We start from the raw sequence: 25385 nt of genomic DNA, 5'->3' as shown, positions 1-25385 counted from the left end.
TTTTTGCGGGGCGATGCGGGAGAGTTCTCACTCTCCCAGCGCGTCTTCCAGGAACGCAGCAAGCTGCGCCAGATGCTTGGACATCAGGCCGGTCGCCGGAGAGGCGGCAGCCGGACGGCCCGTGTAACGGACCTTCTGGTACTTGGCGTCGATATGTGCCAGGACCCATTCCAGGTAAGGATCGATGAACGACCACGCACCCATGTTCTTCGGCTCTTCCTGGCACCAGACCATCTCCGCATTGCGGAAGCGCGACAGCTCGTTGATGAGCGCCTTGGCCGGGAACGGATAGAGCTGCTCGACACGCAGCAGGTAGATATCGTCGATACCGCGCTTTTCACGCTCCTCGAGCAGATCGTAATAGACCTTGCCCGTACACATGACGACGCGGCGGATCTTCGAATCCTTCTGCAGCTTGATCGGACCGTCCTTGATGACTTCCGCATCGTCCCACAGGAGACGGTGGAAGGAGGACTCGCCTGCAAGCTCGGCCAGCGAAGAGGTGGCGCGCTTGTGACGCAGCAGCGACTTCGGCGTCATCAGGATCAGCGGCTTGCGGAAGTCGCGCTTCACCTGGCGGCGCAGGATGTGGAAGTAGTTGGCCGGCGTCGTGCAGTTGGCAACCTGCATGTTGTCTTCGGCGCACATCTGCAGCCAACGCTCCAGACGGGCGGACGAGTGTTCCGGACCCTGACCTTCGTAGCCGTGCGGCAGAAGGCAGACGAGACCGGACATGCGCAGCCACTTGCGTTCACCCGAAGAGATGAACTGGTCGAACACCACCTGCGCGCCGTTGGCGAAGTCACCGAACTGGGCTTCCCAAAGGGTCAGCGCGTTCGGACGGGCCAGCGAGTAGCCGTATTCGAAACCGAGAACGGCTTCTTCCGAAAGCATCGAGTTGATGACTTCATAACGGGCCTGCGTCGGCGAAAGGTTGGCGAGCGGAATATAACGCTCTTCGGTCTCCTGATCGTAGAGGACCGAGTGACGCTGCGAGAAGGTGCCGCGTTCGCAATCCTGACCGGAAAGACGAATCTTGTGGCCGTCGGCAACGAGCGAACCGAACGCAAGCGCTTCCGCCATTGCCCAGTCGATGCCTTCGCCCGTCTCGACCATCTGCGAGCGGTTTTCCATAAAGCGCTGGATCGTGCGATGGGCGCTGAAGCCTTCCGGAATGGTCGACAGCTTCTTGCCGATTTCCTTGAGCTGCTTCATCGGTACGCCGGTCTTGCCGCGACGCTGCTCATCGGCATTGTCGGCAGCGCGCAGGCCGGACCACTGGCCATCCAGCCAGTCGGCCTTGTTCGGCTTGTAGGACTGGCCTGCCTCGAACTCCTGCTCGAGATGAGCACGCCAGTCGGCCTTCATCTTCTCGAATTCACCTTCGCTGATCAGGCCTTCCGCAATCAGCCGGTCGGCATAAATGCGCGCGACCGTCTTGTGACCACGGATAACCTTGTACATCTTCGGCTGCGTGAACGCCGGCTCATCGCCTTCGTTATGGCCGAAGCGACGGTAACAGAACATGTCGATGACGACAGGCTTGTGGAACTTCATGCGGTATTCGGTCGCGACTTTGGCCGCATAGGTAACCGCTTCCGGATCGTCGCCGTTGACGTGGAAGATCGGCGCTTCGATCATCTTGGCGACGTCGGACGGATAGGGCGACGAACGGGAGAAGGCCGGGTTCGTCGTAAAGCCGATCTGGTTGTTGATGATGAAGTGCATGGTGCCGGCAACGCGGTGACCGCGCAGACCGGAAAGGCCGAGAATTTCAGCAACCACGCCCTGACCCGCGAAAGCGGCATCGCCATGCAGCAGGAGCGGCAGCACCTTGGCGCGTTCAGACAGCGGAATGATGTCGCCGTCCCACACCTTGGCCAGCTGGTCCTGCTTGGCGCGGGCCTTGCCCATGACAACGGGGTTGACGATCTCAAGGTGCGACGGGTTGGCCGTCAGCGACAGGTGAACCTTGTTGCCATCGAATTCGCGGTCGGAGGAGGCGCCGAGGTGGTACTTCACGTCACCCGAACCTTCGACATCGTCAGGCTTGAACGAACCGCCCTTGAACTCGTGGAACACGGCGCGATGCGGCTTTCCCATAACGTTGGTCAGAACGTTCAGGCGACCGCGGTGGGCCATGCCGAGAACGACTTCTTCGAGACCTTCCTGGCCGCCGCGCTTGATGATCTGCTCCAGCGCCGGGATCAGCGATTCACCGCCATCGAGGCCGAAACGCTTGGTGCCCTTGAAACGCACGTCGAGGAACTGCTCGTAGCCTTCGGCTTCGACCAGCTTCGACAGAATGGCCTTCTTGCCTTCGGCCGTGAAGGCAACGCCCTTGTCCGGACCTTCAATACGCTCCTGAATCCAGCCTTTTTCTTCCGGGCTGGACATGTGCATGAATTCGACGCCGATGGTGGAGCAGTAGGTGCGCTCCAGAATATCGATCATCTCGCGCACGGTCGCATATTCGAGGCCGAGCACGTTATCGATGAAAATCTTGCGGTCGTAGTCGCTTTCCTCGAAGCCGTAGGACTTCGGCGAAAGCTCGTTGTAATCCTCGACGGCAACGGCAATACCGAGCGGGTCGAGCTTGGCATGCAGGTGGCCGCGCATGCGGTAAGCGCGGATCATCATGATGGCGCGAACGCTGTCACGGGTCGCCTGCAGCACTTCGGCTTCGCTGACCGGCTTGCCGGTGTCGGCGCTCTTGGCCTCAGCTTTCGCCTGAACCTTCTTTTCGATGGCCTTTTCGACCGTGGCCCAGTTGCCGTCGAGTGCGGAGACCAGTTCGCCATTTGCCGGGATCGGCCAGTTGGCACGCTTCCAGGAGGCGCCCTTGGCCGCCTTCTTCACGTCTTCCGGATTATCGGACAACGCCTTGAAGAAGCTCTGCCACTCCGGCGACACGGAAGAGGGGTCCTCTTCGTACCGGGCATAGAGCTGCTCGATATAGGCTGCATTCGCGCCGTCCAGAAACGACGTGATCTGAAACTGCTCGTTCGCTTCTTGCCTTGCCATTGTGTTCTTGCGGACTTATCCGTCCGCCTCCTCGATGCCGTTAGGGCCGTTCAACCGGCCTGCCGCTTTGATTATTGCTGTCTGCCGCCGGGGCGGTATGCCGTCTGTCTGTCGTTCTTGCGGCATCGGGCAGCGCGAGCTTTAGGCCGCGCCGCCCGTCACCGTTTCATGTGGTCTCAGCCCTTGAGGACTTCAACCAGCGTCTTGCCGAGGCGCGCCGGGGAAGGCGAAACCTTGATGCCGGCCGCTTCCATGGCTGCGATCTTGGATTCCGCATCGCCCTTGCCGCCGGAAACGACAGCGCCGGCGTGGCCCATGGTGCGGCCCTTCGGAGCCGTGCGGCCCGCGATGAAGCCGGCCATCGGCTTCTTGCGGCCCTTCTTGGCTTCGTCGATCAGGAACTGCGCTGCATCTTCTTCAGCCGAACCACCGATTTCGCCAATCATGATGATCGACTGCGTGGCGTCGTCAGCGAGGAACATTTCCAGGACGTCGATGAACTCGGTGCCCTTGACCGGGTCGCCGCCGATGCCGACAGCCGTCGTCTGGCCGAGGCCTTCGTTCGATGTCTGGAACACGGCTTCATAGGTGAGCGTGCCGGATCGCGAAACGATACCGACCGAACCCTTGCGGAAGATGGAGCCCGGCATGATGCCGATCTTGCATTCTTCCGGCGTCAGGATGCCGGGGCAGTTCGGGCCGAGAAGGCGGGACTTCGAACGGTCGAGGCGAGCCTTGACGCGAACCATGTCCATGACCGGGATGCCCTCGGTGATGCAGGTGATGAACGGAATTTCCGCATCGATGGCTTCGATGATCGCGTCTGCTGCGCCTGCCGGCGGAACATAGATAACGGACGCGTCTGCACCGGTCTTTTCCTTGGCTTCGGCAACCGTTGCGAAGATCGGCAGGCTTTCGCCCTTGGAACCGGTCCAGGTTTCGCCACCCTTCTTCGGATGGATACCGCCGACCATCTGCGTGCCGTAATAGGCAAGCGCCTGTTCGGTGTGGAAGGTGCCGGTCTTGCCGGTCAGACCCTGAACGAGGATCTTGGTGTCTTTATTAACGAGAATAGACATTATTTCCGGTCCCTCAATTAGCCGTTGATCGCCGCGACGATCTTCTTGGCTGCGTCGTCCAGATCGTCAGCAGCCGTAATCGCAAGGCCCGATTCGTTCAGAAGCTTCTTGCCGAGTTCGACGTTGGTGCCTTCGAGGCGAACAACGAGCGGAACCTGCAAACCGACTTCCTTCACCGCGGCGATGACGCCTTCGGCGATAACGTCGCACTTCATGATGCCGCCGAAGATGTTGACGAGGATACCCTCGACCTTCGGGTCGGCAGTGATGATCTTGAAGGCTGCCGCAACCTTCTCCTTGCCGGCACCGCCGCCGACGTCGCAGAAGTTTGCCGGCTCCTTGCCGTAAAGCTTGATGATGTCCATCGTCGCCATGGCGAGACCGGCACCGTTGACCATGCAGCCGATGTTGCCGTCGAGCGCGACGTAAGCGAGGTCCCACTTGGAGGCTTCGATTTCCTTGGCGTCTTCTTCGGTCTCGTCGCGCAGCGCCTTGACGTCGTCATGGCGGAACATGGCGTTGCCATCGAAGGAAACCTTGGCGTCGAGAACGCGCAGATGGCCATTTTCCATGACGATCAGCGGGTTGATCTCGAGAAGAGCCATGTCCTTCTCGCTGAAGGCCTTGTAGAGGATCGGGAAGAGCGACTTGGCGTCTTCGGCAGCAACGCCGTCGAGCTCAAGCGCCTTGGAGATCGCAGCAACGTCGGCATCGGAAACGCCCTTTTCAGGGTTGATGGCGATGGTGTGGATCTTCTCAGGTGTGTCGTGAGCGACAGCTTCGATGTCCATGCCGCCTTCAGTGGAAACCACGAAAGCAACCTGGCCGACCGAACGGTCTACCAGCAGCGAGCAGTAGAGTTCGCGCGCGATATCAGCGCCGTCTTCGATATAGAGCCGGTTAACCTGCTTGCCGGCATCGCCCGTCTGCGCCGTTACCAGCGTGTTGCCGAGCATGTCCTTGGCGTGGGAAACGACTTCTTCGATGGACTTCGCCAGACGAACGCCGCCCTTGGCGTCCGGGCCGAGTTCCTTGAACTTACCCTTACCGCGTCCGCCAGCATGGATCTGGCTCTTGACGACGTAAAGCGGGCCGGGAAGCTGCTTTGCGGCAGCTTCTGCTTCTTCGACCTTGAGAATGGCCACGCCTTCAGCAACCGGCGCGCCGTAGCCCTTCAGAAGAGCCTTGGCCTGATATTCGTGAATATTCATGGAATAATCCCTGTTTGGAGCCGCTTGAGGCTATTACTTCAGCGACGGAGCGATGTTGACGCAGGCTTCGCAAAGCCCGGCGACGGCACCGACGGATTTCTGGAAGGCGGCTTCTTCTTCCTTGTTGAGTTCGATCTCGATGATGCGCTCGATACCGCCTGCACCGATGATGGTGGGAACGCCGACATACATGTCGTCTACGCCATACTGACCCGAGAGATGGGCAGCGGCGGGCAGGACGCGCTTCTTGTCCTTGAGGTAGGATTCAGCCATTTCGATTGCAGATGCAGCCGGCGCGTAATAGGCCGAGCCGGTCTTCAAGAGGCCGACGATTTCCGCACCGCCGTCACGGGTGCGCTGAATGATCTGCTCGAGACGCTCGGCCGTCAGCCAGCCCATCTTGACGAGGTCGGTCAGCGGAACGCCAGCAACGGTGGAGTAACGCGCGAGCGGCACCATGGTGTCGCCGTGACCGCCGAGAACGAAAGCGGTAACGTCTTCAACCGAAACGTTGAACTCTTCAGCGAGGAAGAGGCGGAAACGCGCGCTGTCGAGAACGCCGGCCATGCCGACGACCTTGTTCTTCGGCAGGCCGGAGAACTTCTGCAGCGCCCAGACCATGGCGTCGAGCGGGTTGGTGATGCAGATGACGAAAGCGTTCGGCGCGTACTTCTTGATGCCGGCGCCAACCTGTTCCATGACCTTGAGGTTGATGCCGAGAAGATCGTCGCGGCTCATGCCCGGCTTGCGGGCAACACCTGCGGTGACGATGCAGACGTCAGCGCCTTCGATGGCGGCGTAATCGGAAGCACCGGTGAGCTTTGCATTGAAGCCTTCAACCGGGCCGGACTGGGCAATATCCAGACCCTTGCCCTGCGGGATACCGTCGGCAATATCGAAGAGGACGATATCGCCCAGTTCCTTCAGGCTGGCCAGATGCGCCAGCGTGCCGCCGATCATGCCAGAACCAATAAGTGCAATTTTTTTGCGAGCCATCGAATGCTTCCTCTTGAGCTTCAATTCAATTTCACCGCGCCAAACCGGCAGCCAAATTGTCGCACTTCGATTAGCCCCATTGGCTAAAATTGGCAACAGATTCTTTCGTGATCAGTATTTTCAATCGTTTAGATCATTATTTTCTTACGTAAACGTAAGAAAATACGTCACGAAAGTGTCAAAGTTTCTGCCGTTTTTCGTGATGCAACGCGAGATAATCCGCACTGCGCATTTCAAACAGACGCGAGGCCGTGCGATCGAACTCAAAACCTTCGGTTCCTTTGCGCTTTTCAAGCAGGTCTTCCGGCATGGCCGCGGCAGAGGCGAAAAGCCTGACGCTATGATCATAAAGCGCATCGATGAGAATGATGAAACGTTTGGTCTCGTTCCGCTTGTCCGCATTCAGGAACGGAATGTGATCGACGAAGACCGTGTCGAAACGGTTGGCGATGGCAAGGAAGTCGGAGGCTCCGAGCGGCTTTTCACAGAGATCGGAAAAGGAAAACCGGGCGACCCTGCCGCTGGCTCGCGGCACCAGAATGGAACGCCCCTTCATCGGTATCTCGGTCGGCGCAACAAGATGGCCGCCAGCCATATGCCGCCAGGCCATGTCCATCGCCTGATCCGCCGAACCGTCGAGCGGGGTGACATAGACCGGAAGGCTTTCCAGCTTCTCCATCCGGTAGTCGGTGGGGCTGTCCAGCGTTACCACCTCAACATATTTCTTCAGCAAGTCGACGAAAGGCAGGAACAGGCCGCGATTGAGCCCGTCTTTGTAAAGATTGTCGGGGACGACGTTGGAGGTGGTCACCAACGTGCAGCCATTGGCGAAGAGCTCGCTGAACAGCCGGGCGAGGATCATTGCATCGGCAATATCCGTGACGGTGAACTCGTCGAAGCAGAGGAGCTCCGCTTCCGCCAGAAGTTGGGCCGCGACAGGTGGAATGGGGTCTGCCTGTTTGGTTTCGCCATTTTTCAACTTCTGCCGGTGCGCATGCACACGATTATGCACATCCGCCATGAATTCATGAAAATGGCAACGCCGCTTGGAAGAAACGGGCGCCATCTCGTAGAACATGTCCATCAGCATCGTCTTGCCGCGACCGACGCTGCCATAGACATAGAGACCCTTGACGGCCGCCGCAGGTCCGGACTTGCGCGCGAACATCCAGCCAAGCGCACTTTTTTTTCTGGCGGGCTTGCGCGCTTTCAGATCGGCAAGGATACGGTCGAGATGAGCCGCCACGCCAAGCTGGGCGGCGTCGGCCTGCAAAGTGCCAGCTACCGTCAATGCGTTGAGCTGTTCAACGACACTATGGTTATAGTCAGGCAATGGCTTCATGAAAAAGCGCCCCGGACGCGGGCGCAAATCCGCACCCGCGACGAATGGAATGGCTTAGAGCGAAGAAGGCAATCCGGCTGCACCGGAAATGCTCATCGGCTGAGGCTGAGCGGCTGGCCGCTATTGGTCGTGCCGTCAAAGCGCGCATCGGCGCTTTTGTAGACACGGCCGATCGTATTGCCGGCGCGGTCCTTGAAGAGGACCATCTTGCCGGAGACTTCCCAGGAACCCATTGCCGTCAGCTCGCCCGCACAACCGCGCGTGCCGCCACGGGAGCCGGCGCCGAGATTGGTGAGTGTCAGGAACATGTCGCAATTGGCACCGCCGTTGGAAACGCGCCAGTTGCCGACCATGGATTCCTTGGTAACGTCGAGGGCCGTTGCCGGGGGCGCTGCAGAAGCGACATTCACGCCGCCAGGTGCTGCGGATGCCGGAGCCGAAGGGAACTGGCTGCCCGAAGCGCCGCCAGGCGGAGGCAGGGCGCCGGACTGAACAGAAGGAACCGGCTGCGCCTGCAAAGGCGGCGTATAACCGGGATTGTTGCTGGCATTGTTGTTGTAATCGTAGGAGGTACGTTGGCAACCGGCAAGGCCCATCACAACGGCAAGGCCCGTCACCACATATCTGAATTGCATATCAAGCTCCCGATTCTCTCGCTTCCGGAAAGACAGTGATCAAACAAGAAGGCTGAATTATTACCAAAGCCTTATCTTGCGCAAGCGATGGCCGGGATAATTACCATTTCGGTCGATTTTTACCGAATTTTCCCGTGCCGGGTTGTAAAAAGGGCCACGGTCGAGACCGTGGCCCGATAGGGTTTCCGTCGTCAGCGAATCGCCTTCAAACGCGGCGCTCGACCATCATCTTCTTGATTTCCGCAATCGCCTTGGCCGGGTTCAAGCCCTTGGGGCAAGCCTGCGCGCAGTTCATGATGGTGTGGCAGCGGTAAAGGCGGAACGGATCCTCGAGATTGTCGAGACGCTCGCCGGTTGCCTCGTCGCGGCTGTCGATCAGCCAGCGATAGGCCTGTAGCAGAACGGCCGGACCGAGATAACGGTCGCCATTCCACCAGTAGCTGGGACAGGAGGTGGAGCAGCAGGCGCAGAGAATGCACTCATAAAGACCGTCCAGCTTCAGGCGATCCTCATGGCTCTGCTTCCACTCCTTGGCGGGTGTCGGCGAGACTGTCTTCAGCCAGGGCTCGATGGAGCGGTGCTGCGCATAAAAGTTCGAGAGATCGGGAACCAGGTCCTTCACCACGGGCATATGCGGCAGCGGATAGACCTTCACCGTCCCGTTGATCTCGTCCATGCCCTTGGTACAGGCGAGCGTATTGGTGCCGTCGATGTTCATCGCGCAGGAACCGCAAATACCTTCGCGGCAGGAGCGACGTAACGTCAGCGTCGGGTCGATATTGTTCTTGATGTAGAGAAGCGCATCGAGAACCATCGGTCCGCAATCATCGACGTCGATATAGAAAGTGTCGATGCGCGGGTTCTGGCCATCATCCGGGTTCCAGCGATAGACGCGGTATTCGCGCACATTCTTGGCACCATCCGGCTTCGGCCAGACCTTGCCTTCGTTGATCTGGGAATTCTTGGGGAGAGCGAGTTCAACCATGATAAAATCCTAGTATGCCGACAGGAATTCGGACTTCACATAACCCTTGCAACCACCGAACAGCGCGTCGCTGGCTCGCACATAAGCGACCGAGCCTTCGCGCTTTATGACCTCGGCTTTTGTCCCAGGTCTGGCGACGCATTCCAAATTCTGCGCCGTAACCGGATTACCGACCGAGATACGGGCATTCATCGCTGCTTTGGCAGTTTTCCATACGCCGACGTCGTTGAAAACCGCAGCAGTATTTCCACCGGGAGCACGCAACTTGTAGCGCTCGGCAGCTACCGCAGGAGCGGCAGCCACTAGAGCACCAATCAGAACAAGAAGACTGATGCGCTTTCCCATGATCAATATACTCGCGCCTTCGGCTCGATCTTTTTCGGATCGATGCCGTCGGCGATGAGGTCGGTGTGAACCGGGCGATAGTCGAGTTTGACGTCCCCTTCGGGGCTGACCCAGGCGAGCGTATGCTTGCGCCAGTTCACGTCGTCGCGACCAGCGAACGGACCGTCGACGAAATCCTCACGGGCGTGGCTGCCGCGGCTTTCCTTGCGCGCTTCCGCGCCGTAGACCGTGGTAATCGCGTTGGCCATGAGGTTGTGCAACTCGAGCGTCTCGACCAGATCGGAGTTCCAGACCATCGAACGGTCGGTGACCTTGACGTCGGGAAGTTCCTTCCAAATGGCGGAAAGACGCTGGCAACCGCTTTCGAGCGATTCCTGCGTGCGGAACACGGCCGCATCGTCCTGCATGGCGCGCTGCATTTTGTCACGCAGCACCGCCGTCGGCGTCGAGCCATTGGCGTAACGCAGGCTGTCGAAGCGTTCCATGATCTTGTCGCAGGCCGCAACGTCGAGAGCCGGAACCGGCCCATCGCGATCGATGACCTGGGCGGCGCGAATAGCGGCAGCACGACCGAAGACCACGAGGTCGATCAGCGAGTTGGAGCCGAGGCGGTTCGCGCCGTGAACCGAGGCGCAACCAGCTTCGCCCACAGCCATCAGGCCGGGCGCGATGCGCTCCGGGTTGTCGGCATCGGCATTCAGCACTTCACCCCAATAGTTGGTGGGAATGCCGCCCATATTGTAGTGAACCGTCGGCAGAACCGGGATCGGCTCGCGTGTGACGTCAACGCCGGCAAAGATCTTGGCGCTTTCGGAAATGCCCGGAAGACGCTCGTGCAGGATCGCCGGATCGAGGTGATCGAGATGCAGGAAGATGTGATCCTTGTTCTTGCCGACGCCGCGGCCTTCACGGATTTCCATGGTCATGCAGCGGGAGACAACGTCACGCGAGGCAAGGTCCTTCGCCGAAGGAGCATAACGCTCCATGAAGCGCTCGCCTTCGGAGTTGACGAGATAACCGCCTTCACCGCGCGCACCTTCCGTGATCAGGCAGCCTGCGCCGTAAATGCCGGTCGGGTGGAACTGCACGAATTCCATGTCCTGGAGAGGCAGGCCCGCACGGGCGATCATGCCGCCGCCGTCGCCGGTGCAGGTGTGGGCAGAGGTCGCCGAGAAATAGGCACGGCCGTAACCGCCGGTCGCCAGCACCACCATCTTGGCGGAGAAGCGATGGATCGTACCGTCATCAAGGTTCCAGGCAACGACGCCGGTGCAACGACCGTCTGCCGACATGATGAGGTCGAGCGCGAAATATTCGATGAAGAATTCCGCATTGTTGCGCAGCGACTGGCCATAAAGCGTGTGCAGAATGGCGTGGCCGGTACGGTCGGCGGCGGCACAGGTGCGCTGCACCGGCGGGCCTTCACCGTAATTCTGCATATGACCGCCGAACGGACGCTGGTAGATCTTGCCTTCTTCGTTACGCGAGAAAGGCACGCCGTAATGCTCAAGCTCATAGACCGCCTTCGGCGCTTCCATGGCGAGATACTGCATCGCGTCGACATCGCCCAGCCAGTCGGAGCCCTTCACGGTATCGTAAAGGTGCCACTGCCAACAGTCGGGCGTCATGTTGGTGAGCGATGCGGCGATGCCGCCCTGCGCTGCGACGGTATGGGAGCGCGTTGGAAAAACCTTGGTGATGCAGGCGGTCTTGAAACCCTGCTCGGCCATGCCGAGCGTGGCGCGCAGACCGGCGCCGCCGGCGCCCACCACGATCACGTCATAGGAGTGATCGACATAGGTATAGGCCTTGCCATTCTGGGAAGGTGAACTGATCGAAGCCATGGCGAACTTATCCTACGAATGCGATTTTCAGGATGGCGAAGATCGAAAGGCCACCGATGAGGATCGCGAAAAATGTATTCAGCATCAGAAGAACGAGCTTCGAAACCTCGGCGTGAACGTAGTCTTCGATGATGACTTGCATGCCGAGCTTCATGTGGATGAGGCCGGAGACCAGCACCAGCGCCATGATGACCGCAACGAGCGGGTTCGACAGCGCGGCGGCGACTTCCGGATAGGGCGCGCCGGCATATTTGATCAGGAAGATCACGAAGAAGATCAGCAGCGGAACGTTGGCGACCGCAGTGACGCGCTGGCGCAAGAAATGGTCCGTACCTTCCTTGGCAGAGCCGAGACCGCGAACCTTTCCGAGAGGTGTACGCATATCCATGAAAAATCTCCTCAGCGCACGATCAGGGCAATGACCCAGATCAGCGCGGTCAGACAGATCGACACGACCCACGAGGCCTTTGCCAGCTTGGTGGTAAAGTGCTTTTCAAAGCCATGACCCAGATCCCACATGAAGTGGCGAAGACCACCCAGCATGTGGTGAACCAGAGCCCAGGTGTAACCGATCAGGATGAGCCTGCCGATGATGGTGCCCATCGCCCAGTTGACCCAGTCGTAATAGGCAGGACCCGAGGCAAGCGCGATCAGCCACCAGGCAACCAGAAGCGTTCCGAAATAAAGCGCGCCGCCGGTGATGCGGTGCACGATGGATGCAACCATCGTCGGAATCGGCTTGTAAATTTGAAGATGCGGCGACAGAGGCCGGTTATTAGTCGCATTCGCCATCAGAACCTCGCGGCGTTTTCCCGTGCGCCCATCAGATAAGGACGCCCCCAAGCAACAGCACATGACGAAAGAATGTGCATTGCACCAACCGCGACGTTTAATCACATGGCAGCGTCACCACAAGCACATTTCACGGCCGATTCGAATTTAATCGATTGGTTCACGATTTTTTTTTGGAATTTTTTTGCGTCAAAATAAAAAATCGAGCGTTTCCAAGATTTACGCCCCCGAAATATTTACCTTTACGTAATTCAGAAAAGGTGTAATTTACGATTGGTTAACCTCAAAAACCGGAGCATGAGGCTCATGTTACAGCGTCGAATCGCCGCCCTGACCATGACGGTCGCTGGCGCAATTTTCGCCTCCGTGCCACCGGCGGCGGCAGAGGATTTTTATGGCCGCCACCAATATCGGCATCATCAATCCGATGTAAGCTTCTCCACCGATGGGTTGCCATCAACCCTTCCCGGCGGCACCTATGTCGGCGGCATAGCAGCCCTGCGGGTGCGCGGGAACGGCAACTATTTCGCGATCAACAGCGGATTTTCACGAAGAGGTGCAGCCGATAAAACGGGCATGCAACTGGCCCCCAGGGCGACAATCATCTCTGTCCATGCCGAAAACGCCGACGATGCCTGCGCGTATGAGCATGGCGTCTGCATCATCAGGCCCTGATCAGATAAAACGCCACACAGTGGTCTTCTTCACTTCGCTGTCTTCCAGCGCCCGCGTCACCGGCACCTGATAGGTCGCCTCGGCGCGAAGGCGCTCTTTGGGCAGATAGGCCCGCCCCGGATCGCCGACGAGGACGCTCACACCCTTCGCCGTCAGCGCCAGAAACCACGGCACGAGAAGATCGGCAAAGTCGCGGTCGTAGAACACATCGCCCGCCAACAGGACATCGGCCTCGACCGGCTTGCCGACTAGGTCTAACCCCGTAAAGCCGATATCCACGCCATTGAGTGCAGCATTCAACCGAATGGCCGTTTCTGTCCACGGATCGATATCGGCTGCCAGAACCTTGGCTGCGCCGGCCTTCGCCGCCGCGATGGCAACCAGCCCGGAGCCACTGGCGAAATCCAGCACATACTTGCCGCAAACACTCTCAGGATGATCGAGAACATAACGAGCAAGCCCCTGCCCGCCAGCCCAGGCGAAGGCCCAAAACGGTGGCGGCAAGCCGATCTCTTGCAGCTCTTCCTCCGTCTTCAGCCACAGCTCATGAGCCTCCGTGGCAAGATGAAGACGCAATTCCGGCACATGCGGCGGATGCATAATGCCTGTGTTGTCGAGAATGAAGCGTTGGGGATCGGTCCTCACCGAAGCATCAGTCCGGTGACTTAGGCGGATTGGCGAGGCCACCCATGCGACAAACCTCGAGATACTCCTCCTCCGTCACCGGCTGCACGGAAAGCCGCATGGAGGTGACGAGAGACATCTTTTCCAGCTTCGGGTTGGCCTTCACATCCTTCAGCGAAACCGGTTGCGGCATATCGCAGACGGCACGGATATCGACGCAATCCCACTTCAGATCTCCTTCCGCAGTCGAATCCGGATGCGACAATGCACAGACTTCGACAATGCCGACGACATCCAGCCCCTCATTGGAGTGGTAGAAGAAACCCTTGTCGCCAATCTTCATGGCGCGCATATTGTTGCGCGCCTGATAATTGCGCACGCCGGTCCATTCTTCACCGGCCTCACCCTTGGCCTTCTGCATTTCCCAGGACCATTTGAACGGCTCGGACTTGTAAAGCCAATAATTCGCCATATCCGATCACGCCCCCGGATTGTTGAAGACCCAGTTATAGGGCTTCACATCGACACTTTCGAACAGGCCGGCCTTGGCATAGGGATCGGCGTCGGCAAGGGCCTTGGCCGCATCGATATCGGCAGCTTCCACGATCACGAGGCTGCCATTCGGCTTGCCTTCGGCATCCAGAAACGGACCGGCGATCTTCAGCGTGCCTTCTGCATTGAGTTTGTTCAGATGTTCCAGATGGGCCGGGCGCGTTTCCATGCGCACGTTAAGATGGCCCGGCTTGTCCTTGCAGATAAAGGCAAACAGCATTGTCGTCTCCTTGCTGGAGCATGTCCCCCGAAGCGTCAGCGGTTTCGGGATCAGGACATGCGTAAAACATCATTTGACCGCCCACCTCACTCGGTGGTGATCGGCCGTGTCATCAATTGTTGCATGGCGCTCGCCACATCCAGATTGCCGTCAATGATAGCGGCCACCGCTTCGGTAACCGGCATGTCGACAGCGTGACTTTCCCCGAGCCGGGCGGCGACGGCAGCAGCGAAGGCGCCTTCCACCAGCCCGCCGGACATGTCCTTACCCTCACCCCGGCCAAGCGCGATACCAAAACGCAGGTTGCGCGACTGGTGGCTGGTGGCGGTCAGCACCAGATCGCCGAGGCCCGAGAGACCGCGCACCGTGTCCGCCTTGCCGCCCATGGCGACGATGAGCCGCGACATTTCGGCAAGCCCACGCGAGATCAGCGCCGCGCGGGCGGAATCACCAAGGCCAGCGCCTTCAACAATGCCGGCGGCAATGGCGAGAACATTCTTCAGCGCCCCGCCCAGCTGCACGCCGATGCGGTCGGTCGAGGCATAAAGCCGGAAGGTCCTGCCGGAAATCGTGGTCGCAAGCCGCTCGGCAACCTCCGGGTCTTCCGCCGCAATCGCCATGGCCGTCGGCAAGCCGCGCGCAATATCCGCCGCGAATCCCGGACCGGAGAGAACCGCAATCGGATGATGCGGTAATTCCGCTTCCAGAAGTTCCGTCAGCAGTCGGCCGGAGCTGCGGTCGATGCCCTTCGCGCAGGTGACGACGATAGAGTCATTAGCCAGATAAGGACCGTAGTGACGGGCCGCATCCGCATGAGCCTGTGAGGGCATGGCGAAGAGCACGATATTGGCGCCAGCCAGCACATCCGGCTCGGCCGAAAATTCAAGCGCGTCCGGCAGATCGACACCCGGCAGAGCCGCCTCGTGAACACGATCAACTTCCAGATCGGCCATCAGCGATGGATCACGGCCGAGCAAGGTGACGTCATGCCGGTTTTCCAACGCAATGACGACGGCAAGCGCTGTTCCGAAGGCGCCGGCGCCGATAACGACGATTTTTTCCCGTTGCATCAGGCCTTGGCTCCCCTTTTACCGAAACCGATCAGTGTCTCCGCGTTGCCGTCCAGCGGCCAGCGCGAGCGCGGCGGGATTTCGAGCGGATCGGGGTCACGGCCATCCGCCATGCGCTCCAGTCCCGCCCAGGCGATCATCGCCGCATTATCCGTGCAAAGCCGGTGCGGCGGCGCAACGAAACGGAAGCCATGGGTATCGCAAAGCGACTGCAGCGTCTGGCGGATTTCCTGATTGGCCGCAACGCCGCCGGCGACGACCAGCGCAGGTGTCGTCTCCAGCTGCGGAAACTCCTGGCTGAAACGGGCAAGGCCACGGCCGATACGGTCCTTCAGGGTGCGCGACACCGCTTTCTGGAAGGAAGCGCAGATATCGGCAATATCCTGCTTCGAAAGCGGCGCGATGGCGGTCGCGGCCTGCCGCACCGCTGTCTTCAAGCCCGAGAAGGAAAAATCGAGCCGTGTCTCTCCCACCATCGGGCGCGGAAGCGGAAAACGGTCCGGGTCACCCTTTGCCGCCGCTTTCTCTACGGCAGGCCCGCCAGGATAGGGCAGGCCCAGAAGTTTCGCGGTCTTGTCGAAGGCTTCCCCCAAAGCGTCATCGATGGTGGTTCCCCAGCGTTCGTAGTCATCCACGCCGCGCACCAGCACCAGCTGGGTGTGGCCGCCGGACACCAGCAACATCAGATACGGGAACGACAGACCATCGGTCAGCCGCGCCGTCAGCGCGTGGCCTTCCAGATGATTGATGGCGTAAAGCGGTTTGCCGGCCGCCTTGGCGATAGCCTTGCCGGTCATCAGCCCCACCAGCAGGCCACCGATGAGGCCGGGGCCGGATGTGGCGGCAATGGCGTCGACATCGGCAAGAGTGACGCCCGCCTGCTCCAGCGCCTCTTCCACCAGCGTATCCAGCGCTTCGACATGGGCGCGGGCGGCAATTTCAGGCACCACACCGCCATAAGCGCTGTGTTCCTCCAGCTGCGACAAAACGACGTCGGAGACGATCTCACCACGCCCGTCCGCATGCCGAACCACAATGGATGCAGCGGTTTCGTCACAGCTTGTCTCTATGCCAAGAATACGAAGAAAGGGGGCCATCAAATCTGTTCGTTCATTGCGATCATGCGCTGAGTTGGTCTAAGACAACTCCGGTAACAATGGATAGACGCGGATGCAAACAAAACCTTTCCGAATCGGCACGCGCGGCAGCCCGCTGGCGCTCGCGCAGGCTTACGAGACGCGCAACCGGCTGATGGCGGCGCATGGCCTGCCGGAAGAAATGTTCGAAATCGTCGTGCTGTCCACCAAAGGCGACCGGATAACCGACCGCGCTTTGTCGGAGATCGGCGGAAAAGGACTCTTCACAGAGGAGCTGGAAAACCAGCTTCTATCAGGCGAACTCGATATGGCCGTGCATTCCTCCAAGGACATGCCGACCGTTCTGCCCGAAGGCCTCTATCTGTCCGCTTTCCTGCCGCGCGAAGACATAAGCGACGCCTTCATTGGTCGCACGGCACCGAAGCTTCTGGAACTGCCGCATGGCGCCGTTGTCGGCTCCGCATCCCTGCGCCGTCAGGCACTGATCCGCCGCCTGCGTCCGGATCTCAGCGTCATCGTTTTCCGCGGTCTGGTCGATACGCGTCTGCGCAAGCTCGAAGAAGGCCAGGCGGATGCCACACTTCTTGCTTTTGCCGGCCTGAAGCGGCTCGGCAAGGACAATGTGCCGACGGAAATTCTCGACCCGAAGGAATTCCCTCCGGCTCCTGCCCAGGGCGCAATCGGCGTGGAAAGCCGCATCGGCGATACGCGCATGGACAAACTGCTCGCTCCCATAAACGACAGGCCCACTCATGATGCCGTGACCTGCGAGCGCGCCTTTCTGGCAGCACTCGATGGTTCCTGTCGCACGCCGATTGCCGGCTACGCCACCTGCGACGGCGACGACTTGCATTTTTCCGGCCTGATCCTCACCCCCGATGGCCAGACGAGCCACGGCATCGAAATCTCCGGCAACCGCCGCGATGCGGCAACGCTCGGCCGGCAGGCCGGCGAAGATGTGCGCGCCAAGGCCGGCAGCAATTTCTTCGAAGGCTGGAGCTGAGGCGATGCGGATCGTCGTCACCCGGCCGCAGCGTTCGGGCGAAAGGACGGCCGCAAAGCTTGAAGCACTTGGGCATGAGCCGGTGCTTCTTCCGCTGTTTTATCCTGTCCATCATGGGGAACGCGCCGTCTCGGCGTTATCCGCCCCGCTGGCGGCCATCGCGGTGACCAGCGCCGAGGCGCTGCGGGCGCTGGAAACATCCCGGGACGGGCTGGCTCCCTATCTGTCAAAACCGCTTTTCGCCGTCGGCGGAGCAACGGCGGAAGCGGCGGAAAAAACCGGCTTCGAACAGATTTTCACCGCCTCCGGCGACGCCGCCAGTCTGACCGCACTGGTAGCTGAGCACCAGATTCTGTTTTCCGAAGAAGCACCGCTGCTTTATCTCGCCGGCAGACCCCGTGGCGCCACCTTGGAGAAGGGCCTTGCCGCCGCTGGCATTCCCTTCAGAACGGTAGATTGTTACGAGATGCTGCCCTCCGGCATTTCGCAGACAATGCTTGGGACGGCGTTTGTCGAAAGCGCTGCCGATGTGGTCCTGCTCTATTCATCGGAAGCAGCGCGGGCCTTTTTTCATCATGTATCGACGCAAAAATACGTGGCGGCGCTGGCAACGACACAAATCATCTGCATCAGCCGCAACGTGCTGTCTCTCGTTCCTCAAATCTTCCGCGCAAACGCCAAGGCCGCCAGCGAGCCGAACGAGGCGGCAATGTTCGAACTTCTGCGCCATAACTCTGGAACCTAATTCGAGCTCGCCTCTTTCCTTTGCCGCCGTCACTGACTAGGTTTAGATTACTGCAGGCAGAAATGAGGTTGTCATGGTATCGGGAAAGCCGCCACGCCACTCCAAGTCCAAAGCCGAACCGGTCACCATCGACCTGGACGCCAAAGACGTGAAAGCAATTTCCGCCGACGTGGACGCTGCGAAGACGGACGAAAAGTCCGGTGACAAAACACCGGAGGCTACCGCAGGGCCTGGAGTTTCGGCCGCAAAGTCGCAAGCAGCCGCAACGGGTAACCCCGCCCCCGTCTGGGACCAGCCCAAGAAATCCCCTATCGAGCCCGAACCCAATATCGGCAAAGCTGAATCCGGGGCCACGGCGCCCAAGGCTGAAAGCGCTGCGGGCAAACAGAAAGAGGCTGTCTCGACGGCCCCTGTTCCGCCGAAAGCCGATACAAAACCGTCGACGGGCGCCACTGACACGAGCGCCGCTGCGGCGGCTGCGGCGAAGCCGGCCTTCGGCTCGACAGCGTCCTCCAGCGCATCCAGCAGCGACGGCGCTGCAAAACCATCGACGGCAACCTCTTCCTCAGGACCGGCAAAGCCCTCCACACCACATCAGGTGGAGCGCAAACAGGCGGCGACCTCCGGCCTCATCGCGGCGGGTATCGTCGGCGGCCTTGTGGCGCTCACCGCCGCAGGCAGCATGCAATATGCCGGCATCCTGCCCTCCTTTAATGCAGGCCAGGCGGGAAGCGAGGAAATCGCCGCATTGAAAACCGATCTGAGCAGCTTACGGCAGCAGCTTGCCAATGCGCCTGCCGCCGATACCTCGGCGCTGGAACAGCGCATCGCAACCCTCGAGGGCGCAAAGGGTGAGACCCCACAAATCGATGGACTGTCGGAAAAAATCGCCGCGCTGGAATCCACCCTCCAGTCGGAGCGATCCGCGCAGGCATCGGCGACGGCGGAACTGACACGCCGTCTTGCGGATGCGGAAGCCAAGATCAACGAGCCGCGCGACGACATCGAAGTCGCCCGCGCCATTGCTTCCGCCGCGCTGAAGGCCGCGATCGATCGCGGTGGGCCGTTCCTCACCGAACTCGACACGCTATCGAAGGTCACGCCTGATGATCCGGCCATCGCATCGCTGCAATCCTTCGCCGCAACCGGCGTACCGTCGCGTTCCGAGTTGATGCAGAAATTCCCCGATGTTGCCAATGCGATGCTGTCGGCCATCAACCAGCCTGACCCCAATCAGGGCATTATGGAACGCCTGACGGAAAGCGCCTTTTCGCTGGTGAAGGTGCGCCCGGTCGGAAATATCGAGGGCGAGACCCCCGAAGCCCAGATTGCGCGCATGGAAAACAAGCTGCGCAACGGCGATCTGCAAGGCGCGGCGCTTGAATGGAACGGGCTTCCCGATGCCGCCAAGACGGCATCGGCCGATTACAAGAAATCGCTGGATGCGCGCATCGAGGTCGAAAATCTGGTCGGCGGCACGTTGAACCGCGCCATCACCAGCACCGGCAGGCAGGGGTAAGGGCATGACCAGAATTCTGACTTTCGCCGTTATCGTTCTGGCTCTCGGCTTCGGTTTTTCCTGGCTGGCGGACAGGCCGGGCGTGCTATCCATCGTCTGGCAAGGCCAGCTGATCGAAATGAGCCTGATGGTCGCGGCCTCCATAATTGCGGCGCTGGTCGCCGCCGTTATGCTGGTCTGGTGGGTCGTCAACGCCATCTGGACCTCGCCCAATGCCGCGCGTCGTTATTTCCGCGCCCGCAAGCGCGACCGTGGTTATCAGGCGCTATCCACCGGTCTCATTGCCGCCGGCGCCGGCAATGCCCTCCTTGCCCGGAAGATGACGGCACGAACACAGGGGTTGCTCAGCGCCGATCAAGAGCCACTGATCCACCTGCTCGACGCTCAGGCCGATCTCATCGAAGGAAAATATGACGCGGCGCGGCGCAAATTCGAAGCCATGGCCCGCGATCCCGAAACCCGCGAACTTGGCCTTCGGGGCCTTTATATCGAGGCGCGCCGTCAGGGCGCCTACGAAGCCGCCCAGCAATATGCCGAGGATGCGGCGGAAAAGGCGCCCTATTTGCCCTGGGCAGCACAGGCGACGCTGGAAAATCGTTGTCGCAACGGACAATGGGACGATGCCATACGCCTGCTCGACCAGCAGAGGGCGGCCAGTGTCATCGAACGCGGCGAGGCGGAACGGCTGAAAGCGGTGCTTCTCACCGCCAAGGCCGGCGAAAAGCTGGAAAGCGACCCCGTGGGTGCCCGCGAGGATGCCAAACATGCGCTCAAGCTTGCCAAGAGCCTCGTTCCGGCAGCGCTGATCGCAGCAAAATCCTATCTGCGCGAGGACAATCTGCGCAAGGCGGCCACGGTTCTCGAACCCGTCTGGAAACACGATCCGCATCCGCAACTCGCCGAACTTTATGTCCGCGCCCGCAGCGGTGATACCGCCATCGACCGGCTGAAACGGGCTGAGCGGCTGGAAAGCCTGAAGCCCAACAATATCGAATCCCTGTTCGCGGTCGCGCAGGCAGCGCTCGACGCCAAGGAATTCGCCAAGGCGCGGGCCAAGGCCGAAGCCGCCGCGCGGATTGAGCCACGCGAAAGCATCTTCCTGCTGATGGCCGACATCGAGGAAGCCGAAACCGGTGATCAGGGCCGGGTACGCTACTGGATGGCACAGGCGCTGCGCGCGCCGCGCGACCCCGCCTGGGTTGCCGATGGTATTGTTTCAGAGAAATGGCTGCCGGTGTCGCCCGTTACCGGCCGTCTCGATGCCTTCGAATGGAAAGCGCCTTTCGGGCAACTCGAAGGCCCCGTCGAGGATCTCACGATCGAAAATGCGATTGCCGCAGCACCGGCAAGGGCCGAACCGGCTGCAAAGACAATCATTGCAGAAGCAGCGCCGGAGACACGCGCCGAACCGAAACCGATCCCGGCCGCGCCGATTGAGGTCAAACCGGCCGTATCGGTCCCAAAGGAGAAAAAGCCTGTTACAATCGAGGCGCCGGTGGAAACCGATGCATCGAATGGGAAGGCGGAGGCCGTACCGTTTTTCGGCGGCGCGCCGGATGATCCGGGCGTCAAGAAATCAGGCGCGGAAGCCGAACCCAAGACGCGGCTCAAACTCTTCTGACCAACAGGCTATCGATGTTCCAACAAATACAATCGTTTATTCAAAACCTCGTCGGCCCGAATGCGGGTGATTTCAGCCCGGACGATCTGAGGGTTGCGGTGGCAGCTCTCTCTTTCCAGGTGATGGAAGCGGATGGCACCGTCTCGAAAAGCGAGCGTGACCGCCTGCGCGAGATTCTGCATGAATATTACCATCTCGATGGCGGCAAACTGGATGCCCTTCTCACCGCCGGCCAGGAGGCGGGCAAGGAGGCCGTCGATTATTACCGCTTCACCGCCGATATCCGCCGCCATCTCGACGAAGATCAACGCGTGGAGCTTATTGGAATATTATGGGATATTGTTTACGCTGACGGCGAACGAAGCGAAATGGAAGACCATGTGATCTGGCGGGTAGCCGATCTGCTCGGTGTATCCGTGCGCGACAGGGTTCTGCAACGTCAGCAGGCCGCCACGAGGTCCGGGCCCGCTGAAGAAAGCGAAAACGAAGACGATGCTGTTTGACCCTTCCAGGCAACAGGAAAAACAACCATCGCTGCTCATCGTCCTGCATCAGGAACGTTCCACGCCCGGCCGTGTCGGCCAGATGCTGGTGGCAAAAGGGTATCGTCTGGATATAAGGCGACCCGCACTCGGCGACGACTTGCCGCAGACGCTGGAGAAACACGCGGGCGCCATCATCTTCGGTGGCCCGATGAGCGCCAACGATTCTCATGACTACGTCAAAGCCGAGATCGACTGGCTGAAGGTGCCGCTGAAGGAAAACAAGCCCTTTCTCGGCATCTGTCTCGGCGCGCAGATGCTATCCAAACATCTGGGCGGCAAGGTGGAGGCCGACAGGGACGGTAAGGTCGAAATCGGCTGGTATCCGCTTCATGCCACCGAACATGGGCGGCTTTTGATGCCGCATTGGCCGAAGATGGTCTATCATTTCCACAAGGAAGGGTTCGAGCTGCCGCGCGGAGCCGAACTTCTGGCCTCGGGCGAGACCTACCCCAATCAGGCCTATCGCTATGGAAAAAATGCCTGGGGCTTGCAGTTTCACGCCGAACTGACCCGCGCCATGATGCATAGTTGGGTGGTGCGCGGCGCCCAGAGGTTCGGCATGCCCAATGCACAGGTGGGCAGCCAGCATCTGGAAGGCCGCATGCTGTTCGACACGCCTCTCAGGGCATGGCTCGGCAATTTTCTCGATCTGGTTTTTGAAGGCAAGGCGCAGCGCTAGAGCATTTCCAGTAAAAGTGCTTAGCGGTTTTACGTTCGGAAAATGCGTAAAAACAAAACGATCTAAGCCCCATCGCCATCAGTGCGGCGCATCCAGATTGTCGATCTTGCGCAGCTTGGAAAAACCGAGCGCCCAGATGACCGCCACAGCAAGCGTACCCGCCCCGCCGATGACGACTGCGGGCACCGCTCCGACGACATGAGCCATGGTGCCGGCACGAAACTCGCCCAGCTCGTTCGATGCGCCGACAAAGACCATATTAACCGCATTCACACGCCCGCGTACCTCGTCCGGTGTCCAGAGCGCAATCAGGGTCTCGCGCACATAAACCGACACCATGTCCGATGCGCCCATGACCACCAGCGCGGCGATGGACAGCCACGCGGTCTGCGACAGTCCGAAAACCACAGTGGAGATGCCGAAGAGGCCGACGCCGGTAAACATCAGCAGGCCGGCGTGGTGACGAATGGGTTTGAAGGCCAGAATGACCGCAACGGTGATGGCCCCGATGCCAGGCGCGGCACGCAGAAGCCCAAGGCCCCATGGGCCGAGCGTCAGCACTTCCTTGGCAAAAATCGGCATCAACGCAACAGCACCGCCGAGCAACACCGCGAAAAGATCAAGCGAGATCGCGCCAAGGACGACTTTTTCCTGGGAGATGAATTTGAACCCGGCCAGCATGGTTTCGAGGCTGATGGCTTTTGCCGGGCCGCGTTGTTCCGGCTTACGGATTGCTACTGCAAGCGCCGCGGAAACAATGAAAAGCACGAGCGCTACGCTATAGGCGACGGAGGCCCCGAGACCATAAAGCAGACCACCGGCGACAGGGCCAAGAATCGACGCCATCTGCCATGAAGACGAATTCCATGCGATAGCATTCGGCAAATCCTCGACCGGCACGAGATTGGGTGCCAGCGACTGCACCGCCGGCCCCATGAAGGCCCGCTCTATGCCGAAGACGACGAGAATGGCGAAGACCGGCCAGGGCGAAAAGCTGTGCATCAGCGTGAGGCTAAGAAGCGCCGCAGCGCAGAGCGCCGCGATCAGCAGGCATATGGCCATGATGCGCCGGCGATTGTGCCGGTCGGCGACCGTTCCCGTGACGAGGATCAGAAGCAGCGACGGCAGAAATTGGAAAAGACCGATCAGGCCGAGATAAAAGGCGTTGCCGGTAACCTCATACATCTGCCAGCCGACAGAGACGCTGACGATCTGGATGGCGAAGGCCGAAAAAAACCGGGCGCTGAAAAAACGGCGATAGGAACTATGCCGGAATGCGCCAAAGCGATTATCGGCGGAAGGGAGGGACATCGGCTGGGTGCTCGCGAGACAATAGGAGAGCTTTGCAATAGAGCGATATGGCAGGAATCGCCAGCCCTCATCGATGGATGACGAAAAGTGCAGGCGGTTTTGTGCGAATTCCCGCTGCAAGGCCACAAGCCGGACTGCCATGATCGCCGGTCGATGAGGCCAAAGTTCATTACGATCAGGGGCAAGACTTGCCGGTTCACCAGCGAATGTCTAAATGTCTTGCAACCAAGATACGGAGATATTGATGCTTGCCCTGTTTCAGACCATCGATCTGGCCTTGAACCTCTATACGTGGGTGCTGATCGCCAGCGCTATTTTTTCCTGGCTTTACGCCTTCAACGTCATCAATTCCCGCAACCAGTTCGTGAACGCCATCGGCAGCTTTCTGTTCAATGTCACGGAACCGGTTCTGCGACCCATCCGCCGCATTCTGCCCAATCTCGGCGGCATCGACATTTCGCCGATCATCGTGCTCCTGATCATCTTCTTCATCCGCTCCTTCATGTGGAACACGCTTTACCCGATGGTCGCTTGAGCGGCTGCTGGCAGAAGCACGGTGATCATGTCCGCCTGACCGTCCGCCTCACACCGAATGGCGGGCGGGACGCCATCGACGGCGTGGAAAAGGATGCGGAAGGAAACACGCATCTCAAGGCCCGTGTCAGCGCCGTGCCGGAAGGCGGCAAGGCCAACAAGGCCCTGATTGTCTTCCTGGCAAAAAAACTCGGCCTGCCGAAATCATCCATCAGCTTCGTTTCAGGCGAAACAGCGCGTAAAAAAATCCTCCGGATCGATACCGACCCGGAGGATTTCGACGAGCTATTTAAAAAGCTTTAAGGCAGATCAGCCCTGCGCCTTGTAACGCTCAATGGCTTCAACGATCAGCTTCTTGGCAACATCAACATCCTGCCAGCCGCCCATCTTCACCCACTTTCCGGGCTCCAGATCCTTGTAGTGCTCGAAAAAGTGCTCGATCTGCTTCAGCGTAATTTCCGGCAGGTCGGTGTAATTGTGGACCTTGTCGTAACGGCGTGTCAGCTTTGGAACCGGCACGGCGAGAATCTTCTCGTCCTTACCGCCGTCATCTTCCATGATCATCACGCCGATGGGGCGGACATTGATGACGCAGCCTGGAACCAGCGGACGGGTATTGCAGATGAGAACGTCGATCGGATCGCCATCGTCGGACAGGGTGTGCGGTACGAAGCCATAGTTACCCGGATAGGTCATCGGCGTGTAGAGGAAGCGATCGACGATCAGCGCACCGGCATCCTTGTCCATCTCGTACTTGATCGGATGTCCGCCGACCGGCACTTCAACGATGACATTCACGTCATCCGGCGGATTCTTGCCTACGGAAATTGCATCGATACGCATTCGCTTCCCTCATTCGACGGGTTGGATTTGGTTTTCGATACTGGGAAAGTCGCCGCATTGCAACATGGCTTTGGGCGGATAAGGCAGAATGCGG

The 25385-nt window shown here is 59.7% G+C and carries 27 protein-coding genes; 9 read left to right on the top strand and 18 right to left on the bottom strand.

All coding sequences use genetic code 11. From position 1 onward, the window contains the following. Positions 1 to 27: 27 nt before the first annotated feature. The 11 genes from BS627_RS23295 to sdhC all read right to left on the bottom strand — a co-directional run bounded on the left by BS627_RS23295 (position 28) and on the right by sdhC (position 12253). Entirely contained in the window at positions 28 to 3024 is a 2997-nt protein-coding gene (locus BS627_RS23295; RefSeq protein ID WP_077985511.1) for a 2-oxoglutarate dehydrogenase E1 component, read from the bottom strand. Positions 3025 to 3200: 176 nt separating this feature from the next. Beyond that, positions 3201 to 4103 (bottom strand): succinate--CoA ligase subunit alpha, encoded by a 903-nt coding sequence (sucD, locus tag BS627_RS23290; RefSeq protein WP_003492390.1) that lies wholly within the window; start codon positions 4101 to 4103, stop codon positions 3201 to 3203. A gap of 17 nt (positions 4104 to 4120) precedes the next feature. Further along, a complete protein-coding gene (gene sucC / locus BS627_RS23285) occupies positions 4121 to 5314 on the bottom strand; it encodes an ADP-forming succinate--CoA ligase subunit beta (RefSeq protein ID WP_004443803.1) in 1194 nt (397 codons plus the stop codon). A 33-nt stretch (positions 5315 to 5347) separates the two neighbouring features. After that, a complete protein-coding gene (mdh, locus tag BS627_RS23280; RefSeq protein WP_003523512.1) occupies positions 5348 to 6310 on the bottom strand; it encodes a malate dehydrogenase in 963 nt (320 codons plus the stop codon). Positions 6311 to 6488: 178 nt separating this feature from the next. Then, entirely contained in the window at positions 6489 to 7652 is a 1164-nt protein-coding gene (gene zapE, locus BS627_RS23275) for a cell division protein ZapE (protein ID WP_077985510.1), read from the bottom strand. Between the two features lie 92 nt (positions 7653 to 7744). Next, positions 7745 to 8287 carry a protease inhibitor Inh/omp19 family protein gene (locus BS627_RS23270; RefSeq protein ID WP_077985509.1) on the bottom strand — a complete coding sequence of 181 codons (543 nt, stop codon included), beginning with the start codon at positions 8285 to 8287 and terminating at the stop codon, positions 7745 to 7747. 205 nt (positions 8288 to 8492) lie between these two features. Continuing rightward, on the bottom strand, positions 8493 to 9272 hold the full coding sequence (locus BS627_RS23265) for a succinate dehydrogenase iron-sulfur subunit (protein WP_004443810.1): 780 nt from the start codon (positions 9270 to 9272) through the stop codon (positions 8493 to 8495). Positions 9273 to 9281: 9 nt separating this feature from the next. Then, complete coding sequence (locus BS627_RS23260; RefSeq protein WP_077985508.1) at positions 9282 to 9617, bottom strand: succinate dehydrogenase; 336 nt, start codon at positions 9615 to 9617, stop codon at positions 9282 to 9284. A 2-nt stretch (positions 9618 to 9619) separates the two neighbouring features. Next, a complete protein-coding gene (gene sdhA, locus BS627_RS23255; RefSeq protein ID WP_077985507.1) occupies positions 9620 to 11461 on the bottom strand; it encodes a succinate dehydrogenase flavoprotein subunit in 1842 nt (613 codons plus the stop codon). Positions 11462 to 11468: 7 nt separating this feature from the next. Then, positions 11469 to 11849 carry a succinate dehydrogenase, hydrophobic membrane anchor protein gene (gene sdhD / locus BS627_RS23250; RefSeq protein WP_077985506.1) on the bottom strand — a complete coding sequence of 127 codons (381 nt, stop codon included), beginning with the start codon at positions 11847 to 11849 and terminating at the stop codon, positions 11469 to 11471. 11 nt (positions 11850 to 11860) lie between these two features. Then, positions 11861 to 12253 carry a succinate dehydrogenase, cytochrome b556 subunit gene (sdhC, locus tag BS627_RS23245; protein WP_077985505.1) on the bottom strand — a complete coding sequence of 131 codons (393 nt, stop codon included), beginning with the start codon at positions 12251 to 12253 and terminating at the stop codon, positions 11861 to 11863. A gap of 306 nt (positions 12254 to 12559) precedes the next feature. Between sdhC and BS627_RS23240 the strand changes: the two genes are divergently transcribed. Beyond that, the gene (locus tag BS627_RS23240) at positions 12560 to 12928 is read left to right on the top strand and encodes a hypothetical protein (RefSeq protein WP_165691381.1); all 369 of its coding nucleotides are present in this window, start codon (positions 12560 to 12562) and stop codon (positions 12926 to 12928) included. Here BS627_RS23240 and BS627_RS23235 read toward each other — a convergent pair whose 3' ends face one another. From BS627_RS23235 to tsaD, 5 genes are all read right to left on the bottom strand, one after another. Beyond that, a complete protein-coding gene (locus tag BS627_RS23235) occupies positions 12929 to 13573 on the bottom strand; it encodes a class I SAM-dependent methyltransferase (protein ID WP_077985503.1) in 645 nt (214 codons plus the stop codon). It abuts the gene before it with no gap. A gap of 7 nt (positions 13574 to 13580) precedes the next feature. Further along, positions 13581 to 14024, bottom strand: a complete 444-nt coding sequence (locus BS627_RS23230) for an EVE domain-containing protein (RefSeq protein WP_003492407.1) — start codon at positions 14022 to 14024, stop codon at positions 13581 to 13583. Between the two features lie 6 nt (positions 14025 to 14030). After that, the gene (locus BS627_RS23225; protein WP_052818748.1) at positions 14031 to 14324 is read right to left on the bottom strand and encodes a YciI-like protein; all 294 of its coding nucleotides are present in this window, start codon (positions 14322 to 14324) and stop codon (positions 14031 to 14033) included. Positions 14325 to 14410: 86 nt separating this feature from the next. Beyond that, complete coding sequence (locus BS627_RS23220) at positions 14411 to 15394, bottom strand: NAD(P)H-dependent glycerol-3-phosphate dehydrogenase (RefSeq protein ID WP_077985502.1); 984 nt, start codon at positions 15392 to 15394, stop codon at positions 14411 to 14413. Beyond that, entirely contained in the window at positions 15394 to 16491 is a 1098-nt protein-coding gene (tsaD, locus tag BS627_RS23215; RefSeq protein ID WP_077985501.1) for a tRNA (adenosine(37)-N6)-threonylcarbamoyltransferase complex transferase subunit TsaD, read from the bottom strand. Before tsaD ends, BS627_RS23220 begins: the two co-directional genes overlap by 1 nt. Before the next feature lie 73 nt (positions 16492 to 16564). On the opposite strand from tsaD, the gene hemC reads away from it, so the two are divergent. From hemC to BS627_RS23185, 6 genes are all read left to right on the top strand, one after another. Further along, complete coding sequence (gene hemC, locus BS627_RS23210; RefSeq protein WP_077985500.1) at positions 16565 to 17494, top strand: hydroxymethylbilane synthase; 930 nt, start codon at positions 16565 to 16567, stop codon at positions 17492 to 17494. 4 nt (positions 17495 to 17498) lie between these two features. Beyond that, complete coding sequence (locus tag BS627_RS23205) at positions 17499 to 18239, top strand: uroporphyrinogen-III synthase (RefSeq protein ID WP_077985499.1); 741 nt, start codon at positions 17499 to 17501, stop codon at positions 18237 to 18239. Between the two features lie 73 nt (positions 18240 to 18312). Beyond that, complete coding sequence (locus BS627_RS23200) at positions 18313 to 19758, top strand: COG4223 family protein (RefSeq protein WP_077985498.1); 1446 nt, start codon at positions 18313 to 18315, stop codon at positions 19756 to 19758. Between the two features lie 4 nt (positions 19759 to 19762). Next, complete coding sequence (locus tag BS627_RS23195) at positions 19763 to 21379, top strand: heme biosynthesis protein HemY (protein WP_077985497.1); 1617 nt, start codon at positions 19763 to 19765, stop codon at positions 21377 to 21379. A 14-nt stretch (positions 21380 to 21393) separates the two neighbouring features. Then, complete coding sequence (locus BS627_RS23190; protein ID WP_077985496.1) at positions 21394 to 21882, top strand: tellurite resistance TerB family protein; 489 nt, start codon at positions 21394 to 21396, stop codon at positions 21880 to 21882. Then, positions 21872 to 22603, top strand: a complete 732-nt coding sequence (locus BS627_RS23185) for a glutamine amidotransferase (protein ID WP_077985495.1) — start codon at positions 21872 to 21874, stop codon at positions 22601 to 22603. The genes BS627_RS23190 and BS627_RS23185 overlap by 11 nt, the downstream gene beginning before the upstream one ends. A gap of 78 nt (positions 22604 to 22681) precedes the next feature. Here BS627_RS23185 and BS627_RS23180 read toward each other — a convergent pair whose 3' ends face one another. After that, positions 22682 to 23914: an MFS transporter gene (locus tag BS627_RS23180; RefSeq protein ID WP_077985588.1), complete on the bottom strand. Its 1233-nt coding sequence runs from the start codon at positions 23912 to 23914 to the stop codon at positions 22682 to 22684. A gap of 244 nt (positions 23915 to 24158) precedes the next feature. On the opposite strand from BS627_RS23180, the gene BS627_RS24685 reads away from it, so the two are divergent. Next, positions 24159 to 24449, top strand: coding sequence for a YggT family protein (locus BS627_RS24685; RefSeq protein ID WP_003523487.1), 291 nt, complete (start codon positions 24159 to 24161; stop codon positions 24447 to 24449). Further along, positions 24446 to 24751 carry a DUF167 domain-containing protein gene (locus BS627_RS24680; protein WP_165691370.1) on the top strand — a complete coding sequence of 102 codons (306 nt, stop codon included), beginning with the start codon at positions 24446 to 24448 and terminating at the stop codon, positions 24749 to 24751. The genes BS627_RS24685 and BS627_RS24680 overlap by 4 nt, the downstream gene beginning before the upstream one ends. Before the next feature lie 6 nt (positions 24752 to 24757). Here BS627_RS24680 and ppa read toward each other — a convergent pair whose 3' ends face one another. Further along, entirely contained in the window at positions 24758 to 25291 is a 534-nt protein-coding gene (gene ppa / locus BS627_RS23170; protein ID WP_003523485.1) for an inorganic diphosphatase, read from the bottom strand. Between the last annotated feature and the right edge of the window lie 94 nt (positions 25292 to 25385).

This window comes from Agrobacterium salinitolerans, assembly GCF_002008225.1.
In the GTDB taxonomy this organism is placed as follows: Bacteria; Pseudomonadota; Alphaproteobacteria; order Rhizobiales; family Rhizobiaceae; genus Agrobacterium; species Agrobacterium salinitolerans.
This window is presented reverse-complemented; position numbering and strand designations above follow the sequence as displayed.

Bases quoted from the DNA above. Each gene is read 5' to 3' on its own strand.
- BS627_RS23295 (WP_077985511.1), bottom strand. From the start codon at position 3,024: ATGGCAAGGCAAGAAGCGAACGAGCAGTTTCAGATCACGTCGTTTCTG.
- sucD (WP_003492390.1), bottom strand. From the start codon at position 4,103: ATGTCTATTCTCGTTAATAAAGACACCAAGATCCTCGTTCAGGGTCTG.
- sucC (WP_004443803.1), bottom strand. From the start codon at position 5,314: ATGAATATTCACGAATATCAGGCCAAGGCTCTTCTGAAGGGCTACGGC.
- mdh (WP_003523512.1), bottom strand. From the start codon at position 6,310: ATGGCTCGCAAAAAAATTGCACTTATTGGTTCTGGCATGATCGGCGGC.
- zapE (WP_077985510.1), bottom strand. From the start codon at position 7,652: ATGAAGCCATTGCCTGACTATAACCATAGTGTCGTTGAACAGCTCAAC.
- BS627_RS23270 (WP_077985509.1), bottom strand. From the start codon at position 8,287: ATGCAATTCAGATATGTGGTGACGGGCCTTGCCGTTGTGATGGGCCTT.
- BS627_RS23265 (WP_004443810.1), bottom strand. From the start codon at position 9,272: ATGGTTGAACTCGCTCTCCCCAAGAATTCCCAGATCAACGAAGGCAAG.
- BS627_RS23260 (WP_077985508.1), bottom strand. From the start codon at position 9,617: ATGGGAAAGCGCATCAGTCTTCTTGTTCTGATTGGTGCTCTAGTGGCT.
- sdhA (WP_077985507.1), bottom strand. From the start codon at position 11,461: ATGGCTTCGATCAGTTCACCTTCCCAGAATGGCAAGGCCTATACCTAT.
- sdhD (WP_077985506.1), bottom strand. From the start codon at position 11,849: ATGGATATGCGTACACCTCTCGGAAAGGTTCGCGGTCTCGGCTCTGCC.
- sdhC (WP_077985505.1), bottom strand. From the start codon at position 12,253: ATGGCGAATGCGACTAATAACCGGCCTCTGTCGCCGCATCTTCAAATT.
- BS627_RS23240 (WP_165691381.1), top strand. From the start codon at position 12,560: ATGTTACAGCGTCGAATCGCCGCCCTGACCATGACGGTCGCTGGCGCA.
- BS627_RS23230 (WP_003492407.1), bottom strand. From the start codon at position 14,024: ATGGCGAATTATTGGCTTTACAAGTCCGAGCCGTTCAAATGGTCCTGG.
- BS627_RS23225 (WP_052818748.1), bottom strand. From the start codon at position 14,324: ATGCTGTTTGCCTTTATCTGCAAGGACAAGCCGGGCCATCTTAACGTG.
- BS627_RS23220 (WP_077985502.1), bottom strand. From the start codon at position 15,394: ATGCAACGGGAAAAAATCGTCGTTATCGGCGCCGGCGCCTTCGGAACA.
- tsaD (WP_077985501.1), bottom strand. From the start codon at position 16,491: ATGGCCCCCTTTCTTCGTATTCTTGGCATAGAGACAAGCTGTGACGAA.
- hemC (WP_077985500.1), top strand. From the start codon at position 16,565: ATGCAAACAAAACCTTTCCGAATCGGCACGCGCGGCAGCCCGCTGGCG.
- BS627_RS23205 (WP_077985499.1), top strand. From the start codon at position 17,499: ATGCGGATCGTCGTCACCCGGCCGCAGCGTTCGGGCGAAAGGACGGCC.
- BS627_RS23200 (WP_077985498.1), top strand. From the start codon at position 18,313: ATGGTATCGGGAAAGCCGCCACGCCACTCCAAGTCCAAAGCCGAACCG.
- BS627_RS23195 (WP_077985497.1), top strand. From the start codon at position 19,763: ATGACCAGAATTCTGACTTTCGCCGTTATCGTTCTGGCTCTCGGCTTC.
- BS627_RS23190 (WP_077985496.1), top strand. From the start codon at position 21,394: ATGTTCCAACAAATACAATCGTTTATTCAAAACCTCGTCGGCCCGAAT.
- BS627_RS23185 (WP_077985495.1), top strand. From the start codon at position 21,872: ATGCTGTTTGACCCTTCCAGGCAACAGGAAAAACAACCATCGCTGCTC.
- BS627_RS23180 (WP_077985588.1), bottom strand. From the start codon at position 23,914: ATGTCCCTCCCTTCCGCCGATAATCGCTTTGGCGCATTCCGGCATAGT.
- BS627_RS24685 (WP_003523487.1), top strand. From the start codon at position 24,159: ATGCTTGCCCTGTTTCAGACCATCGATCTGGCCTTGAACCTCTATACG.
- ppa (WP_003523485.1), bottom strand. From the start codon at position 25,291: ATGCGTATCGATGCAATTTCCGTAGGCAAGAATCCGCCGGATGACGTG.